The 13,299-nt window shown below is 55.6% G+C and carries 15 protein-coding genes, 1 other RNA gene and 1 pseudogene; 6 read left to right on the top strand and 11 right to left on the bottom strand.

The features are described from left to right. Nucleotides 1-11 precede the first annotated feature (11 nt). The 5 genes and pseudogenes from EOV40_RS01345 to EOV40_RS01365 form a co-directional block, all read right to left on the bottom strand. Complete coding sequence (locus tag EOV40_RS01345) at nt 12-827, bottom strand: TIGR00282 family metallophosphoesterase (RefSeq protein WP_128104827.1); 816 nt, start codon at nt 825-827, stop codon at nt 12-14. Nucleotides 828-851: 24 nt separating this feature from the next. Beyond that, a complete protein-coding gene (locus EOV40_RS01350) occupies nt 852-1,439 on the bottom strand; it encodes a 5-formyltetrahydrofolate cyclo-ligase (RefSeq protein ID WP_128104828.1) in 588 nt (195 codons plus the stop codon). After that, nucleotides 1,426-1,581: non-coding RNA, 6S RNA (gene ssrS, locus EOV40_RS01355), on the bottom strand. Before ssrS ends, EOV40_RS01350 begins: the two co-directional genes overlap by 14 nt. Nucleotides 1,582-1,602: 21 nt before the next feature. Then, nucleotides 1,603-1,929 (bottom strand): annotated as a pseudogene (locus tag EOV40_RS01360) (cell division protein ZapA); the annotation flags it as partial. A 6-nt stretch (nt 1,930-1,935) separates the two neighbouring features. Next, nucleotides 1,936-2,238 (bottom strand): hypothetical protein, encoded by a 303-nt coding sequence (locus EOV40_RS01365; RefSeq protein WP_050819099.1) that lies wholly within the window; start codon nt 2,236-2,238, stop codon nt 1,936-1,938. A 55-nt stretch (nt 2,239-2,293) separates the two neighbouring features. Between EOV40_RS01365 and EOV40_RS01370 the strand changes: the two genes are divergently transcribed. The 4 genes from EOV40_RS01370 to EOV40_RS01385 all read left to right on the top strand — a co-directional run bounded on the left by EOV40_RS01370 (nt 2,294) and on the right by EOV40_RS01385 (nt 4,939). Beyond that, nucleotides 2,294-2,824 carry a hypothetical protein gene (locus EOV40_RS01370; RefSeq protein WP_128104829.1) on the top strand — a complete coding sequence of 177 codons (531 nt, stop codon included), beginning with the start codon at nt 2,294-2,296 and terminating at the stop codon, nt 2,822-2,824. Beyond that, nucleotides 2,821-3,735 carry a class I fructose-bisphosphate aldolase gene (locus tag EOV40_RS01375; protein WP_050819101.1) on the top strand — a complete coding sequence of 305 codons (915 nt, stop codon included), beginning with the start codon at nt 2,821-2,823 and terminating at the stop codon, nt 3,733-3,735. The genes EOV40_RS01370 and EOV40_RS01375 overlap by 4 nt, the downstream gene beginning before the upstream one ends. Before the next feature lie 44 nt (nt 3,736-3,779). Further along, nucleotides 3,780-4,352 carry a thiamine phosphate synthase gene (locus EOV40_RS01380; RefSeq protein WP_128104830.1) on the top strand — a complete coding sequence of 191 codons (573 nt, stop codon included), beginning with the start codon at nt 3,780-3,782 and terminating at the stop codon, nt 4,350-4,352. Between the two features lie 161 nt (nt 4,353-4,513). Beyond that, nucleotides 4,514-4,939, top strand: coding sequence for a DUF2501 domain-containing protein (locus tag EOV40_RS01385; protein ID WP_196332629.1), 426 nt, complete (start codon nt 4,514-4,516; stop codon nt 4,937-4,939). Nucleotides 4,940-5,041: 102 nt separating this feature from the next. Here EOV40_RS01385 and EOV40_RS01390 read toward each other — a convergent pair whose 3' ends face one another. The 3 genes from EOV40_RS01390 to epmA all read right to left on the bottom strand — a co-directional run bounded on the left by EOV40_RS01390 (nt 5,042) and on the right by epmA (nt 7,613). Beyond that, entirely contained in the window at nt 5,042-6,013 is a 972-nt protein-coding gene (locus tag EOV40_RS01390) for a fasciclin domain-containing protein (protein ID WP_244296965.1), read from the bottom strand. Between the two features lie 72 nt (nt 6,014-6,085). Next, nucleotides 6,086-6,496, bottom strand: coding sequence for a hypothetical protein (locus EOV40_RS01395; RefSeq protein ID WP_006116827.1), 411 nt, complete (start codon nt 6,494-6,496; stop codon nt 6,086-6,088). Nucleotides 6,497-6,587: 91 nt separating this feature from the next. Beyond that, nucleotides 6,588-7,613, bottom strand: coding sequence for an EF-P lysine aminoacylase EpmA (gene epmA / locus EOV40_RS01400; protein WP_128104831.1), 1,026 nt, complete (start codon nt 7,611-7,613; stop codon nt 6,588-6,590). Between the two features lie 20 nt (nt 7,614-7,633). On the opposite strand from epmA, the gene EOV40_RS01405 reads away from it, so the two are divergent. Continuing rightward, nucleotides 7,634-8,683, top strand: coding sequence for a lysine-2,3-aminomutase-like protein (locus tag EOV40_RS01405; protein ID WP_128104832.1), 1,050 nt, complete (start codon nt 7,634-7,636; stop codon nt 8,681-8,683). A gap of 2 nt (nt 8,684-8,685) precedes the next feature. Here EOV40_RS01405 and ggt read toward each other — a convergent pair whose 3' ends face one another. The 3 genes from ggt to EOV40_RS01420 form a co-directional block, all read right to left on the bottom strand. After that, on the bottom strand, nt 8,686-10,506 hold the full coding sequence (gene ggt, locus EOV40_RS01410) for a gamma-glutamyltransferase (RefSeq protein WP_128104833.1): 1,821 nt from the start codon (nt 10,504-10,506) through the stop codon (nt 8,686-8,688). 6 nt (nt 10,507-10,512) lie between these two features. Beyond that, nucleotides 10,513-11,313, bottom strand: a complete 801-nt coding sequence (gene map / locus EOV40_RS01415; protein ID WP_050819107.1) for a type I methionyl aminopeptidase — start codon at nt 11,311-11,313, stop codon at nt 10,513-10,515. 125 nt (nt 11,314-11,438) lie between these two features. Continuing rightward, nucleotides 11,439-12,587 (bottom strand): D-alanyl-D-alanine carboxypeptidase family protein, encoded by a 1,149-nt coding sequence (locus EOV40_RS01420; RefSeq protein WP_050819108.1) that lies wholly within the window; start codon nt 12,585-12,587, stop codon nt 11,439-11,441. Nucleotides 12,588-12,899: 312 nt separating this feature from the next. Here EOV40_RS01420 and clpS point away from each other — a divergent pair, with 312 nt between their 5' ends. Next, nucleotides 12,900-13,277: an ATP-dependent Clp protease adapter ClpS gene (gene clpS, locus EOV40_RS01425; protein WP_128104834.1), complete on the top strand. Its 378-nt coding sequence runs from the start codon at nt 12,900-12,902 to the stop codon at nt 13,275-13,277. Nucleotides 13,278-13,299 lie beyond the last annotated feature (22 nt).

A 13,299-nucleotide genomic window follows, 5' to 3' on the forward strand; every position in this document is an offset into this window, starting at 1 on the left:
CCAAGCCTGATTTAAAAATCAGGCAGCGTCTGGGCCAGCAGGCCACCTTGGCGCAGGGGAGCCACACGGCGGGCAAGGCCGGTGGCATCTTCTGTTTCCACCATAATTCCGCATATTGTGGCTTCACCTTCAGCGGGTTGCAGGCGTTCGCCCGGCATCTTACGCACAAAGCGTGTAACTGCAGGTTCCTTGGTCATGCCAATAACGCTGTCGTAATCTCCGCACATGCCTGCATCTGTCTGGAACGCAGTGCCACCTGCCAGAATCCGATGGTCTGCCGTAGGGGTATGCGTATGCGTGCCCACAACCAAAGAAACGCGGCCATCCAGCATATGGCCCATAGCCCACTTTTCGCTCGTGGCTTCTGCATGCACATCCACAATGGCCGCCTGTATGGTGGCGCCAAGGCGATGCTTGTTTAACAGTTCATTCATGCACCGGAATGGGTCATCCAACGGGTCCATAAACAAACGGCCCATAACGTTGACCACAAGGACTTTGCGGCCATCTGCCAGTTCTACCACCACGCTCCCTTGGCCGGGCGTGCCGGGGGGATAGTTGAGTGGGCGCACAATGCGGGGTTCGGAGGTAATATGCCCGATCAGATCGCGCCTATCCCACGCATGGTTGCCCAGGGTGAGCACATCCACACCACCTTGCAGCAGAGAGGTGGCAATAGCGGGGGAAAGGCCAAAGCCATGGCTAGCGTTTTCGGCATTTACCACAACCAGATCCAGCGCCAGTTTTTCACGCAGAGCGGGCAGGCGGCTTAAAACGGCTTCACGGCCTGTGCGGCCAACAATATCACCCAGAAAAAGGAGTCTCACGCCAAAGGTTTCCTGTGCTTGCAGTTAGTCAAAACGGAGAATCTCCTTTTCAGTCACAATACAGGAAAGTGGCCTGTCATACGGGCCAGTAGGCAGACTGTCTAATTCTTGGCAGGAGGGTGCGTATCCAATGCTGAGCGCATCGGGCAGGGCGGCCAGAGTGCGATCATAATATCCGCCGCCATATCCTAGCCGGTTGCCTGTGCGGTCAAACCCCAGCAAAGGCACCAATATGATGGCGGGTTGCAGCACAGGCCCTGCGGGAAATTCTGTGCCAAAACGGCCTTGCATCATGGGGGTATCGGGTGTCCAGCGCCGAAAAATAAGCGGCTGCCCACGTGGGGGTGTTTCAGGCAGCACCATGGTTGCACCTGCATCCACCAATATGTGGCACAGTGGGCATAAGTTTACTTCATGCGGCAGTGGCCACACGCCAGCCACAACGGCAGGCAACTGCGGGTACAGCATTGTATGCAAATGGGTGAGAATACCGCTGTCCAGCGCCTCATCACGCGCCTTTAGCGTGGCCATGCAGTGCTGGCGCAATTCTTTTTTGCGCGCGGCAACAGCAGGCGAATCACCTTGAGGGGAAGAAATGTGCGGAGCCACCATGAACCGTGGGTCTTTCAACCTCCAGGACCTGCGAGTGCAGGTGGGCGCCGGGTAATGTGACCAGGGCCACAACAGAGCCAGCTCCCTAGGAAGTGCTTATCGGCCCAGGGGATGACTTGCCTCACGCGTTGGGCAGCCCCGCCCCATCTATGTAGGCGCGCTCAAGCTCCGCTGCAAGAGATTCCGCACGTTCGGCCAAATCTGCCAAACGGCTGGTGGTCAAAGCCTGTTCTGCCCGCAGGCGTTCGGCATCTTTTGCAGCCTGTATGGTGGCATCTGGCACGCGGCTGCCAGAAAGATCCTGTATTTCATCTGCCATTAAAAGGGCGGCCAGCACCAGCACCCGGGCATCTCCGCTAAAGCCCATGTCCCGCACACGCTGCACGCGGCGTTCTACCTGCTGGGCCATGGCCTGAACGTGGCGTTCCTGCCCGTTATCGCACCCTACCGTATAGCTGTGACCGTTAATCCGAACCGAAACAAGTGCCATGCTCTATCAGTTTCCCTGTTCGTGTTCTGCCGGGTTGTAAAACGTAAGGGGAGATGGCTTGTCTGCCCGTTCCAGCGCATCACGCACGCGGGAGAGAAGGGCATCTACATTGGCCACCAGTTCCTGCTTTTCTGCACCTGTACGGGTTTGCTGTTGCAGCCCTTTTTCAACAGCAAAGGAAATGCGTTGCAAGGCACGATCCAGCCGGGCTATGGGGTCTTGCCCAGCCAGCGGCTGCGTGGCCGGGTGCTGTTTACCAGCGTGTTCGTCAGTCTGGGGCAAAGACGGCTCCACGGCTTGATCCTGCATTCTTGTTTTTGTCAACTGCGCTCAGGAATCACCCGCAAACGCGATGGCGTCAAGCATGCTAACCAAAAACGCTTCACTTTTCTTGCCAAAATTGCAGCCAGACAGGCTGTTTACGATTGATGGATACGAATCTGGCATGGCTGCCTGTCGGGCTGCGCGTGAAGTGGAGAGCATGATAGACGGCACAAGCGCGCGTTTTGGTTTTCTTTCTGCCCCAGGTGCGGCTGGGTTTATGGGGGCAGGGTGGTGGTTGGCCCTTATTGCGGCGCTGGAGGATTCGGTAGGCTGTGCATTTTGGCATGCGCTGGATTGCGGTGGCAGCGCAGCTTATGCATTGGGGGCTGTACGCATGGGGCAAAAACATGCTGTGTTGCAGGCTCCTACAGCCCAGTTTAAGGCGGTAAAAGCGGTTTATTTGCAGGAATCTGGCATGCTGTTGAGTGCTCGGCCGCCATCATTTCACCTTATACCGTTATTATGTCACACGTCTTCTCTTGTCGGGTATTTCACCGACGGTTATTGCCAATCCTCAGATCCGGAAAATAAACTGCCGGACACAAGGCAAAAAAAGGATTGTTACCCATGACACTTACCCCCAAGGTTAAGGCTATTCTCGACCAGTACGAGAGCGATAATCCCGGCACCAAGATGAATCTGGCGCGGCTGCTTAACGCAGGTAAGCTGGGTGGCACGGGTAAGCTGGTGATTCTGCCGGTTGATCAGGGGTTTGAGCATGGCCCGGCCCGTTCCTTTGCAGCCAATCCGGCAGCGTATGATCCGCATTATCACTTTGAACTGGCTATTGAAGCTGGCCTGAGCGGCTATGCAGCCCCTCTGGGCATGCTGGAATGCGGCGCAGCAACATATGCTGGCGAAATTCCGCTGATTCTGAAGTGCAACAGTTCCAACAGCCTTGCGACAGAAAAAGATCAGGCTGTAACGGGCACAGTGTCTGATGCGCTGCGTCTGGGCTGCTCCGGTATTGGTTTCACCATCTATCCGGGTTCCGAGTACTGCTTCGAGCAGATGGAAGAGCTGCGTGAACTGGCAGCAGAAGCCAAAGCTGCCGGTCTGGCCGTTATTGTATGGAGCTACCCACGTGGCCCCGTGCTGGACAAAAAGGCTGAAACCGCAGTGGATGTATGCGCTTATGCCGCACATATGGCTGCGCTGACGGGCGCGCATATCATCAAGGTAAAGCCGCCGACGGATGTGGTGGCGTTGGATGCCAACAAGCCCGTGTATGAGCAGAACAAGATTGACGTTGCCACTCTGGCTGCCCGCGTGCAGCATGTGGTGCAGTCCTGCTTTGCTGGCCGCCGTATCGTGATCTTCTCTGGTGGTGCGCATACCAGCACGGATGAACTGCTGCAGACCATTCAGGGTATTCAGGATGGTGGCGGCTTCGGTTCCATTATCGGCCGTAACGTGTTCCAGCGTCCGAAGGCAGAAGCTCTGGCTCTGCTGGACAAAATCACCACCATTTTCAAAGGCTAAAACAGCCGTAGTATCTGCGCAGCGGGCATGAGATAAGGAGCGCTATGTCTGATCTTTATCTTGTCACGCCTGCTGTGTCTGATGCGCAGGCTTTTTTACCTGTCCTTGAGGCAGGTTTGGCCCACCATCAGCCCGCAGCTTTGTTGCTGCGGCTGGCGGATATGCCTGCCTCTACAGCCCGGCAGGCCGTGCTGCTTCTTAAGCCGGTTATTCAGGCGCGTGATATCGCCCTGATGCTGGAAAACGCTCCCACTCTTGCGCAGGAAACCGGGTGCGATGGCGTGCACCTGTCTGCGTCATATACAGCGGCTTCTGTAAAAGATGTGCGGCGTATTATTGGGCCGGACCTCCAGCTTGGTGTGGCTGTAGGGGAAAGCCGTGATGCCGCCATGTGCGCTGGTGAAGATGGCGCAGATTACATCTGCTTTGGCGCAGAAGATGGGGCATCGCTTGAAACTGTTTCTGCTCTTACACGCTGGTGGTCTTTAATGATGGAACTGCCCGTGGTGGCGCAGGCGCAAACACCGGCTGATCTGGCGGTGTTAAATGCCAGCGGGGCAGATTTTGTTATGCCCTCCAAACAGTGGTGGCAGCAGCCAGATGCGTGGCAGGGCTGATTTTTGTCGGGTTTGATACGGTTTTTTGCCATGTTTGCGGGCAATGCTAAGTATCAGAACGCGCTTTCTGATCAAACAGATCATGCTGATCTGCGGATGAAGGAAGCGGCACGATTATCGAGAACTGGATATTTTCCATGCTGAATAAAAAAACATTCCTGATGCTGGCTATGGCTGCTGGTGTTGTGGCTGCTCCGGCTGTGCATGCACAGGGTTTTGGTGGTGGACTGGGCTCTATCGGCAAAAGTGCTCTGTCTGGTGCTGAAAGCGGTGTGGAAAGCCAGGGTGCAAGCATGGCATCCAGCATGTTGCCAAGCCTTTCTTCTGCCAGCACGGGCAACCTGGCCGGTATTCTTGGTTACTGCGTGCAGAACAATGTGCTCCAGCAGAGCTCTTCTACAGCGCAATCCGTTCTGGGTAGCCTGACACAGCAGCCGGGTGTGACATCTTCCAGCGCATATGAAGCTGGCCAGCGCGGCCTGTTGCAGACCGGCAATAACCAGATGTTCTCCTTGGCGAACCTTAAGGGTGAACTCAAAACCAAGCTGTGCAGCATGGTGCTGGATAAGGCGCAGTCTGCCCTTTAATTCTGCGATGATGTTAGCAGGCCTTCTGTCTGCTCCATCTGTAAAAAAGCCCCTGCCAGTATTTACACTGGCAGGGGCTTTTTGCGTGTTCTCAAACTGTTTTCAGGGCAGCTGTAAAACAGGCGGCGTTGTCAGGTTTTCCTTGCGAGAGGAGTAGGAGGCTGTAGCCGGTTGCGTGCGCGCGGCAATCGTGCTGGCCTGTGCCTGTGCCTGTGCCTGTGCCTGTGCCTGTGCCTGTGCCTGTGCCTGTGCCTGTGCCTGTGCTGTGGGCAGTGGGTTGGCTGGAGCTACAGAGACCGCAGAAGCAGATGTGCTGGCACCTGCATTTTGTTGCGCAACAGGTGGAAGAACAAGATCCTGCGTGAAGTACAGCACACCGTTAGATTGCGGAATGCCCGTAACCCATAGGTGGGATGTCATGCCTTGCCCGTTGCCTATAACCACTTGGCCAGAAGGCCCATCCACCCACGCTGAAAGCAACTGGCCATTCAGGGTTGGTAGTCCGACAGATTGAGTGGGCGAGGCCAGAGCAGCCTGCTTGATTTTGGCCAGCGGCCAACGCCCTTTGACAATGGTATAGGACAGAATTTCCTTGATAACTGCCGTATTGTCCGGGTTTGTCAGCTTGTTGCCTGTCTGGGCATCATAGGTTTCCAGCGCAGAATTGGGGATACCGAAAACTGTAAACGGTCCACTGCGCTGCAAGGTGGCAAGCAGGCCTGTTGTATTCAGCAGATGAGTATAATCTGCCATTTCCAAAGAACTTGGGAGGGTGTCCGACAAGGGGCGGTCACAAAAAGCCGGAGTTTCTGGGTTGGGGTAAGCAATCTGACTGTCGGGAGCGCTTTTTGGCTCTCTTCCCAGTTGCTGGGTTTGTTGGGCAGGCATGTAGGTACGTGTGCCCGAAACTGTTGGCATCATGTACGAACAGGTTGAATTGGCAACCTTATACGTATCCTGCCGTGCGCGGCTTTGTGTGCAACCGGCAAGGGCCAAGGCTGCAATGCCTATGGCAGCGGGTGCAAGCGCACGTGGGTTAAAGGCTGTTCTGTACAGAACACGCTTAAGGTGCATGGATGTCTCCTAAAAGATCATGCCGCTGAAAAAAGTCTGGCTTCATGAAGTAGAAGACTGCACCGGGCATACTCAGCACCCGTCTCCTCGCATTGTCCAGGCTGTTACAATACCGTTTACCAGTTCAAACGTGGTTTGGCAGGTGTAGGTATAGGCTGTGCCCATGCCACCGCCCATGCCGCCCCAACCGCCATCCCAGCCGCCCATACCCCAGCCAGGGCCATATCCGCCCCAGCCGCCCCAGCCGCCATCCCATCCCCATCCGCTCATGGGCATGGTGTAATCGGTTTGCTGGTTGATATAGGCCAGAAAGGTGTGGTTGCCAGAAACAAATTGCCGCGTAGGCACGCCGAATGTACGCACTACATCGGTTGTTTGTTTGCCGATCATGGAATCAAGCTGGCGCCGTTCCTTTTTACTGGGAACTTGGCAACCCGTTAGGGCCAGAGCGCCCAGCAGCAGGATAAATCTTTTATGCATCATGGCAGCTCTGGCTCCCGCCGGCAGTTTTGTAACCGGGCATCATACGGATGAATGTTGAACAGCATATTATGGTTGCGCCAAATGTTGCAGACTAACCGTTTATCCACAAGACGTTCTGTATACGTGTTGTGCCGCAAGCCAGCATAACTAACCTATCAAACCCCAATGCAATGCCAGAACAGGTGGGCATATGGGGCAGGGCGCTGAGCAGTTTTTCATCTACGGGCCATTCGGGCCGGTCGGGGTAGAGGGTTTTGCGCTGGTGGCGGTCGGCCTCAAAACGGGAGCGTTGTTCTGTGGCGTCTGTCAGTTCTTCAAAAGCGTTCGCTAACTCCATGCCTGCGGCATAAAGTTCAAACCGTAGAGCCACACGGGGGTCTTGCGGGCTTTTGCGCGCCAGTGCGGCTTGGCTGGCGGGCCAGTGGGTTAGAAAAGTTGGGCGTGTGCGGCCAATAGCGGGTTCTATGCGCTCCATCAGCAGGCGGAAGAACAGGTCCTCCCACGTTTCACCATCACGCAAAGTGCAGCCCGCTGCTTTTGCCAAAGCCTGCGCATTTCCTTCTGTTGGCAGAAGGTCGATACCGGCATGGCGATGGAAGGCTTCTTGCATGGTCAGCCGCTCAAACGGGCCGGATATGTTCAGGCTATGGCCAGAATGGTGGAGAATCGGCGGCAATACGGCTTGCAAAAGGGCTTCGGTTTCATCCATCAGCCCATCCAGCGTCATGTTGGGTTGATACCATTCCAGCATGGTAAATTCTGGAGCATGCAGGTGGCTGCCCTCGCCATTTCGCCAGACACGCGCAAACTGAAAAACAGGCAATCCGGTAGCCGCCACAATACGCTTCATGGCAAATTCCGGGCTGGTGTGCAGGAACAGGTTTTGTTGCACGCCATCAGGTGCTTCCTGCACTGTATGAAAAGGTTGGAGGTGTACCTCCTCCCCCGGTGTAGGCACGGCGTAAGGCGTTTCCACTTCCACACAACCACGCGCTTCCAGAAAGGCACGTGTCCCGCGCAAAACCAGATTACGGCGCAGCAGAAAAGGAAGCCGGTCAAGAATATGATCGGGGTCTTTCATACCCGGATCAGGCTGAACAGTTGCAGAGTCTGACATGAGAGGAGTAGAGGCGTGACATGTCTTTCCCGGTCAAGCCCTCTTTTTCGCGGCGCAAAACATTGCGCACCCCGGATGATCTGATAGCAGCCGGTTTGGTGCCCCCCAAACAGCGCGAGATGTTGGATGCTGTTGCCCAGCATTATGCCACGGCCATTCCACCAGCTTTTCTGGATGTAATCACCGCGCCAGATGATCCGATAGGTGTGCAGGTTGTGCCCTCCGCGCAGGAACTGGAGATTGCTCCAGAGGAACGCTCTGACCCTATTGGGGATAACGCGCTTTCACCTGTTCCCGGCATTGTGCACCGTTATGCAGATCGGGCGCTGTTGAAGCCCTTGCTGATCTGCCCGCTTTATTGTCGGTTCTGTTTTAGGCGCGAGCATGTGGGGCCAGATGGCGGTGTGTTGGATGATGCCGCACTGGAACAGGCGCTGGAGTGGCTGCGCACGCATGAGCAGATTCGCGAAGTGATTCTGACGGGGGGAGATCCACTTATGCTCTCTCCGCGCCGGCTGGGGGATATTGTGGCAGCGCTTTCAGCCATGCCGCATGTCACCACCATTCGGGTGCATAGCCGCGTGCCCGTGGCCGACCCTGAGCGTGTAACAGATGCCCTGCTGGATGCGCTGGAAACAGATAAAGCTATGTGGATGGCCGTGCACATCAACCACGCGCGGGAAATGTCCGAACCCGCACGGGCATGTCTTAAGCGCATTGTGCGCAGGGGTATTCCGCTACTGGGGCAGTCTGTTTTGCTGCGTGGTGTGAATGATAGCGAGCAGGCGCTGGAAGATCTGTTCCGCGCCATGGTGGAAACCCGTATGCGCCCGTATTATTTGCACCAGCTGGACCCGGCCCCCGGCACAGCGCATTTTCATGTGCCGGTAGAGGAAGGGCAGCGCTTGCTGGCAGGTTTGCGCGGGCGCGTAACCGGTTTGGCGTGGCCGCTCTATGTGCTGGATATTCCCGGGGGCTACGGCAAGGTGCCGTTGGGGCCTGAGTATGTGCAAGGCCCCAAGCAGGTGAAAGACCCTAAAGGAACCACCCACAAGTTGGACCGGCTATAGGCTTACTCACCTATAGCGGCACCCCCGGGGTGGCGCCTGTCATACCCTCCAAAATAAGGAGGAGCACCTGTGGTTTGGTCTGTTAAGCGTGGGCCGCCTGTCAGAATGCCCTCCGGTATGCCCCACGGCGCATGAGGGGCAAAATGGTAGCCCTCATGCTCCAGTGTCTGTTCTACAGATGAGGAAACTGCGCCGGATTCTATTTCCACTGCATCAGGCATCCACTGTTCATGCAGGCGCGGCAGATCAATGGCCTGCTGGATGTCTAATCCGTAATCCACAACACCCAGAATAACAGACAGCACAATGGTGGGAATGCGCGAGCCACCGGGGCTGCCTATCACCATAATGGGCTTGCCATTGCGGGAGAGAATGGTGGGTGTCATGGAAGAAAGAGGCGTTTTACCCGGAGCAATGGCATTGGCTGTGCTGCCGGGAATACCAAACATATTGGGCGCGCCGGGTTTGATGGAAAAATCATCCATCTCATCATTCATGAAAATGCCGGTATTGCCCCCCATCACCTTGGCCCCAAACCATCCGTTCAGTGTGTATGTGGTGGAAATGGCAAAGCCATTTTTGTCCATCACAGAAAACTGCGTGGTTTCAGGTTTTTCGGCAGAAGCATCCCCGGCTTTCAGGGATGTAGAAGGCACAGCGTGATCTGTGGGAATGTGCGCCCGTATTTCGGCTGCGTAAGTTGTGTCTAGCAAATGCTGGCTGGGGTTGGGCACAAAAGCCGGATCACCCAGATCACGCCTGTCAGAATAAGCGTGGCGCATGGCTTCTATTTCGCGCTGCAAAGCTGGGGCTGTGTGCAAACCAAGGGTTTGCATGTTGTAGCCACCCAGAATGTTCAGCATTTCACACAAGGCAACGCCACCGGCACTTGGGGGCGGTGCAGTTTCCACTTCCAGCCCGCGATAATGACACGTTAGCGGAGAAAGTTCGCGCGGTGCGTAACGCGCAAAATCTGAAAGGGTGAGGATGCCACCATTTTTGCGAGAGGCATCTACAATGGCGTGGGCAATGGGGCCTTTGTAAAAAGCATCTGCACCGTGGCGGGCAATCTGTTCCAACGAGCGAGCAAGGTCTTTTTGCACCAGTTTATCTCCCACCTGCAGGGGGGAGCCATCGGGGCGCAGGAAAATAGCCCGTGCATAGGAGTCTTTACGAAAAGCCTCGGTCGAGGTGTTCAGTAACGCCACATCTCCGGTTTCCAGCACAAAGCCTTCACGCGCTAGCCGAATGGCTGGGGCTAGCACAGCCTGACGCGGCAATTTGCCCCAGCGTTTATGCACTTCCTCCAGCCCAGCCACAGTGCCGGGAATGGCAACAGCCTTCCAGCCGGTTACAGATTGATCGGGCAGCACATTGCCGTGTTCATCCAAAAACATGGTGGGGGTGGCCGCAGCAGGAGCTTTTTCCCGAAAATCCAGAAAAACACTTTGCTGTTTGCCCGGTGGGCGCAGCAGCATAAAGCCACCACCGCCCAGATTGCCCGCGGCAGGGTAAACAACAGCCAATGCATAACCCATGGCCACGGCGGCATCTGCTGCGTTGCCGCCTTGGGCCAGAATGTGCGCTCCGGCTTCAGATGCAAGGCGCTGGGCAGAAACGGCCATGCCATGCGCCCCACGCGTGGGTGCTAAAGGTGGGAGGTGATCAGGCTGTGTTGTGCTGAATGCCAGCGGGTCTGGCGCAGATGCCACGGGGGCCGCTGCCCATACCGGCTGGATGGTGGTGGCCCCCACTCCCATACAAAGCACTGCCATCGCCACCAAACGGGAGGGGAGGGAGAAGCGCTGTATGGGAGCAGGCATGGGGGCTTATCCTTTTACAGGGTAGGGTGGGCAGGTGTAGCCAGCAGGAGAAAGCGTGAAAATTTCATAACCTTTTTCGGTTACGGCCAGCATGTGCTCAAACTGGGCGGAAAGGGAGCGGTCACGCGTTACTGCCGTCCACCCATCTTCCAGAATTTTTACATCTGCTTTGCCAATGTTCAGCATGGGTTCAATGGTAAACACCATGCCTGCCTTTAGCTTCATGCCTTCGCCGGGGCGGCCATAGTGCAGAATGTTGGGTTCGGTATGAAAGGTCTGGCCAATGCCGTGACCGCAGAAGTCTTCTACAATGGAATAGCGGTGTTTTTCTGCATAGCTCTGGATAGCGTAGCCAATATCACCCAGCGTGGCGCCAGGGCGTACGGCCTCAATCCCGCGCATCATGCTTTCATAGGTTGCTGTAATCAGCTTGGCCGCTTTGATGGATACTTTGCCCACCGTGTACATACGGCTGCTATCACCAAACCAACCGTTCAGCTTGGGGGTAACGTCAATATTCACGATATCCCCTTCCTGCAGAACGCGATCACCGGGAATGCCGTGGCACACAACATGGTTAACGGAAATGCAGCAGGATTTGGGGTAACCGCGATAATTCAGCGGGCCGGGCACGGCATCATGCGCCAGCGTGTAGTCATGAATAATACGATCAAGTTCCCCTGTGGTAACACCGGGTTTGACGTAAGGGGTAATCATATCCAGCGTAGAAGCTGCCAGACGGCCGGCAGCACGCAACATTTTAAAATCTTCTTCAGTATGCAGAATAATTCCGCCTCTGCCGGCCATAATGGTGCTCCCTAAATTTTGCAGGCGTTAAACGAGTCAGCCGCAAGATGGAGCCAGCAGGCAGCAAAGGCAACCCGCTTATACCGTTGCGGATCGCCTAAGCCTGCAGAATCGGCAGAAAAAACTCAGGTATGGTTATGCGTTGCATGGTGTTTGGTTGCGCTTCTGGAAGATGTAGCCGTTGCTGGCCGCACCTTGGCACCAATTAACCGTACATGGTGGCCGCCAGAAACAGGCATGGCCATAACGTGTCGGCCACGGCGTGCTGCAGGGGCGGAGGCCACTTCTACCACACGGCGGTGGGCAGATGCCGCCATGATAAGTGCATGATGGTTGCGGGCTGTGCGTGTGCCAATCTGGGCACGGGCTAGCATAAGAGGCCGTGCAACCGGGGCTACACCTTCTGCATCAAACCCACGGTCTAGCTGATTGGCCATAACCAGAGAACGCTGGTTGTTGCTGGAAGCCCCCATAACCACGCCCACAAGGCGCACGTTATCACGGATGGCGGAGGTAACAAGGTTACGCCCGGCTTCCTGCGTGTAACCGGTTTTCATGCCATCTGCCCCTGCGTACACTTTGAGCATGGGGTTGTGGTTGGGAATGATGCGGCGGTGGAAGCTGAAATACGGCGTTGAAAAGTAGTGATAATATTCGGGGAAATCAGAAATCAGACGGCGGCCTAGGGTGGCCAGATCGCGTGCTGTTGTCATCTGGTCCGGGTCAGGCAGGCCAGAAGCATTGCGGAAGGTGGTGTTGCTCATGCCCAGGTAGTGGGCCTGCTGCGTCATCATTGCGGCAAACTGGGGTTCGCTTCCGCCACCAATCAATTCACCCAATGCGCAGGCAGCATCGTTGGCGGATTTGGTAACAAGAGCCAGAATTGCCTGTTCAACAGTAAGATGTGAACCGGGAACCAATCCGAGTTTGGAAGGTTCCATAGTAGAGGCATGGATGGAAACAGGTACAGCTTGATCTAGCGAGATGGCACCAGCGCGCAGGGCGTTGAATGTCATATACAGGGTCATCAGCTTTGTCAGGCTGGCCGGGTAGCGGCGGAGGTCTGGATCATCTTGCGAAAGAACAGCACCGGTGCGTGCATCCACCACAATGGAGCTTAACTGCCCTGCATACTGGGCCTGCGCTTTGCCATAAGTAACTGTGGTGCCAATAGCCAAGCCTGCCAACAGGCCAACCCATTTGCGCAAAGAGGGTGTTTTTTTACGTTTCAGCTTGGGCAGCATATTATTTTCTGCCGTTGTTGCGTGCCGCATTACTGTCCTGTTTGCCACTGCCACCCCCACCTGCTTCCTGCAGGGTTACTATTCCGTCTGCCGCTTAAGATCGCAAGCCCACGACTGCATAAATCTGGAAAAATCCGAATCAGGGTTTCAGTTTTAGCGGCGTGGTAGTGTATATTTTCGTGTGTTCTGCCTATGTGGCACAAATATGGCAGTGCACGGGGCATAGCCACGTTATAAAGGTATGGCGTGGTATGTCCTCTTCCATATGGGGTTGCCGTAACCGATATGGTGGAAGATACAGCCTTATGATTTTGTCTGACCTGCTGCCGGAGTTTGCCCATAATGGTTCTGTATCGCGATCCTGTTTTGCATACGGGTAATGGGCCTTTGCGCCGTGGCGGAGGCACGGATTCTTCGGATGATGGTGCTGATATTGGCGTAGTGGTGCGGGCCAAACCCAAAACCCGCAAGCCGGCCATGTACAAAGTGCTGATGCTGAATGATGATTACACCCCAATGGAATTTGTGGTGTACGTGCTCGAACGCTTTTTTCAGAAGAATCGGGAAGAGGCCACAGACATCATGCTCAATGTGCATCGGCGCGGTGTTGGGGTGTGTGGTGTGTTCACTTATGAAGTAGCCGAAACCAAGGTGGCGCAAGTTATGGACTTGGCGCGGCAAAACCAGCACCCGTTACAGTGTACGATCGAAAAAGACTGATCACTTCTGCAAGGTTATTGCT

It is taken from the genome of Acetobacter oryzoeni, from assembly GCF_004014775.2.
In the GTDB taxonomy this organism is placed as follows: domain Bacteria; phylum Pseudomonadota; class Alphaproteobacteria; order Acetobacterales; family Acetobacteraceae; genus Acetobacter; species Acetobacter oryzoeni.

Bases quoted from the DNA above. Each gene is read 5' to 3' on its own strand.
- EOV40_RS01385 (WP_196332629.1), top strand. From the start codon at position 4,514: ATGCTGGCTATGGCTGCTGGTGTTGTGGCTGCTCCGGCTGTGCATGCA.
- clpS (WP_128104834.1), top strand. From the start codon at position 12,900: ATGGTTCTGTATCGCGATCCTGTTTTGCATACGGGTAATGGGCCTTTG.
- EOV40_RS01365 (WP_050819099.1), bottom strand. From the start codon at position 2,238: ATGCAGGATCAAGCCGTGGAGCCGTCTTTGCCCCAGACTGACGAACAC.
- EOV40_RS01380 (WP_128104830.1), top strand. From the start codon at position 3,780: ATGTCTGATCTTTATCTTGTCACGCCTGCTGTGTCTGATGCGCAGGCT.
- EOV40_RS01405 (WP_128104832.1), top strand. From the start codon at position 7,634: ATGTCTTTCCCGGTCAAGCCCTCTTTTTCGCGGCGCAAAACATTGCGC.
- ggt (WP_128104833.1), bottom strand. From the start codon at position 10,506: ATGCCTGCTCCCATACAGCGCTTCTCCCTCCCCTCCCGTTTGGTGGCG.
- EOV40_RS01370 (WP_128104829.1), top strand. From the start codon at position 2,294: ATGCTAACCAAAAACGCTTCACTTTTCTTGCCAAAATTGCAGCCAGAC.
- EOV40_RS01375 (WP_050819101.1), top strand. From the start codon at position 2,821: ATGACACTTACCCCCAAGGTTAAGGCTATTCTCGACCAGTACGAGAGC.
- map (WP_050819107.1), bottom strand. From the start codon at position 11,313: ATGGCCGGCAGAGGCGGAATTATTCTGCATACTGAAGAAGATTTTAAA.
- epmA (WP_128104831.1), bottom strand. From the start codon at position 7,613: ATGTCAGACTCTGCAACTGTTCAGCCTGATCCGGGTATGAAAGACCCC.
- EOV40_RS01390 (WP_244296965.1), bottom strand. From the start codon at position 6,013: ATGCACCTTAAGCGTGTTCTGTACAGAACAGCCTTTAACCCACGTGCG.
- EOV40_RS01395 (WP_006116827.1), bottom strand. From the start codon at position 6,496: ATGATGCATAAAAGATTTATCCTGCTGCTGGGCGCTCTGGCCCTAACG.
- EOV40_RS01420 (WP_050819108.1), bottom strand. From the start codon at position 12,587: ATGCGGCACGCAACAACGGCAGAAAATAATATGCTGCCCAAGCTGAAA.
- EOV40_RS01350 (WP_128104828.1), bottom strand. From the start codon at position 1,439: ATGGTGGCTCCGCACATTTCTTCCCCTCAAGGTGATTCGCCTGCTGTT.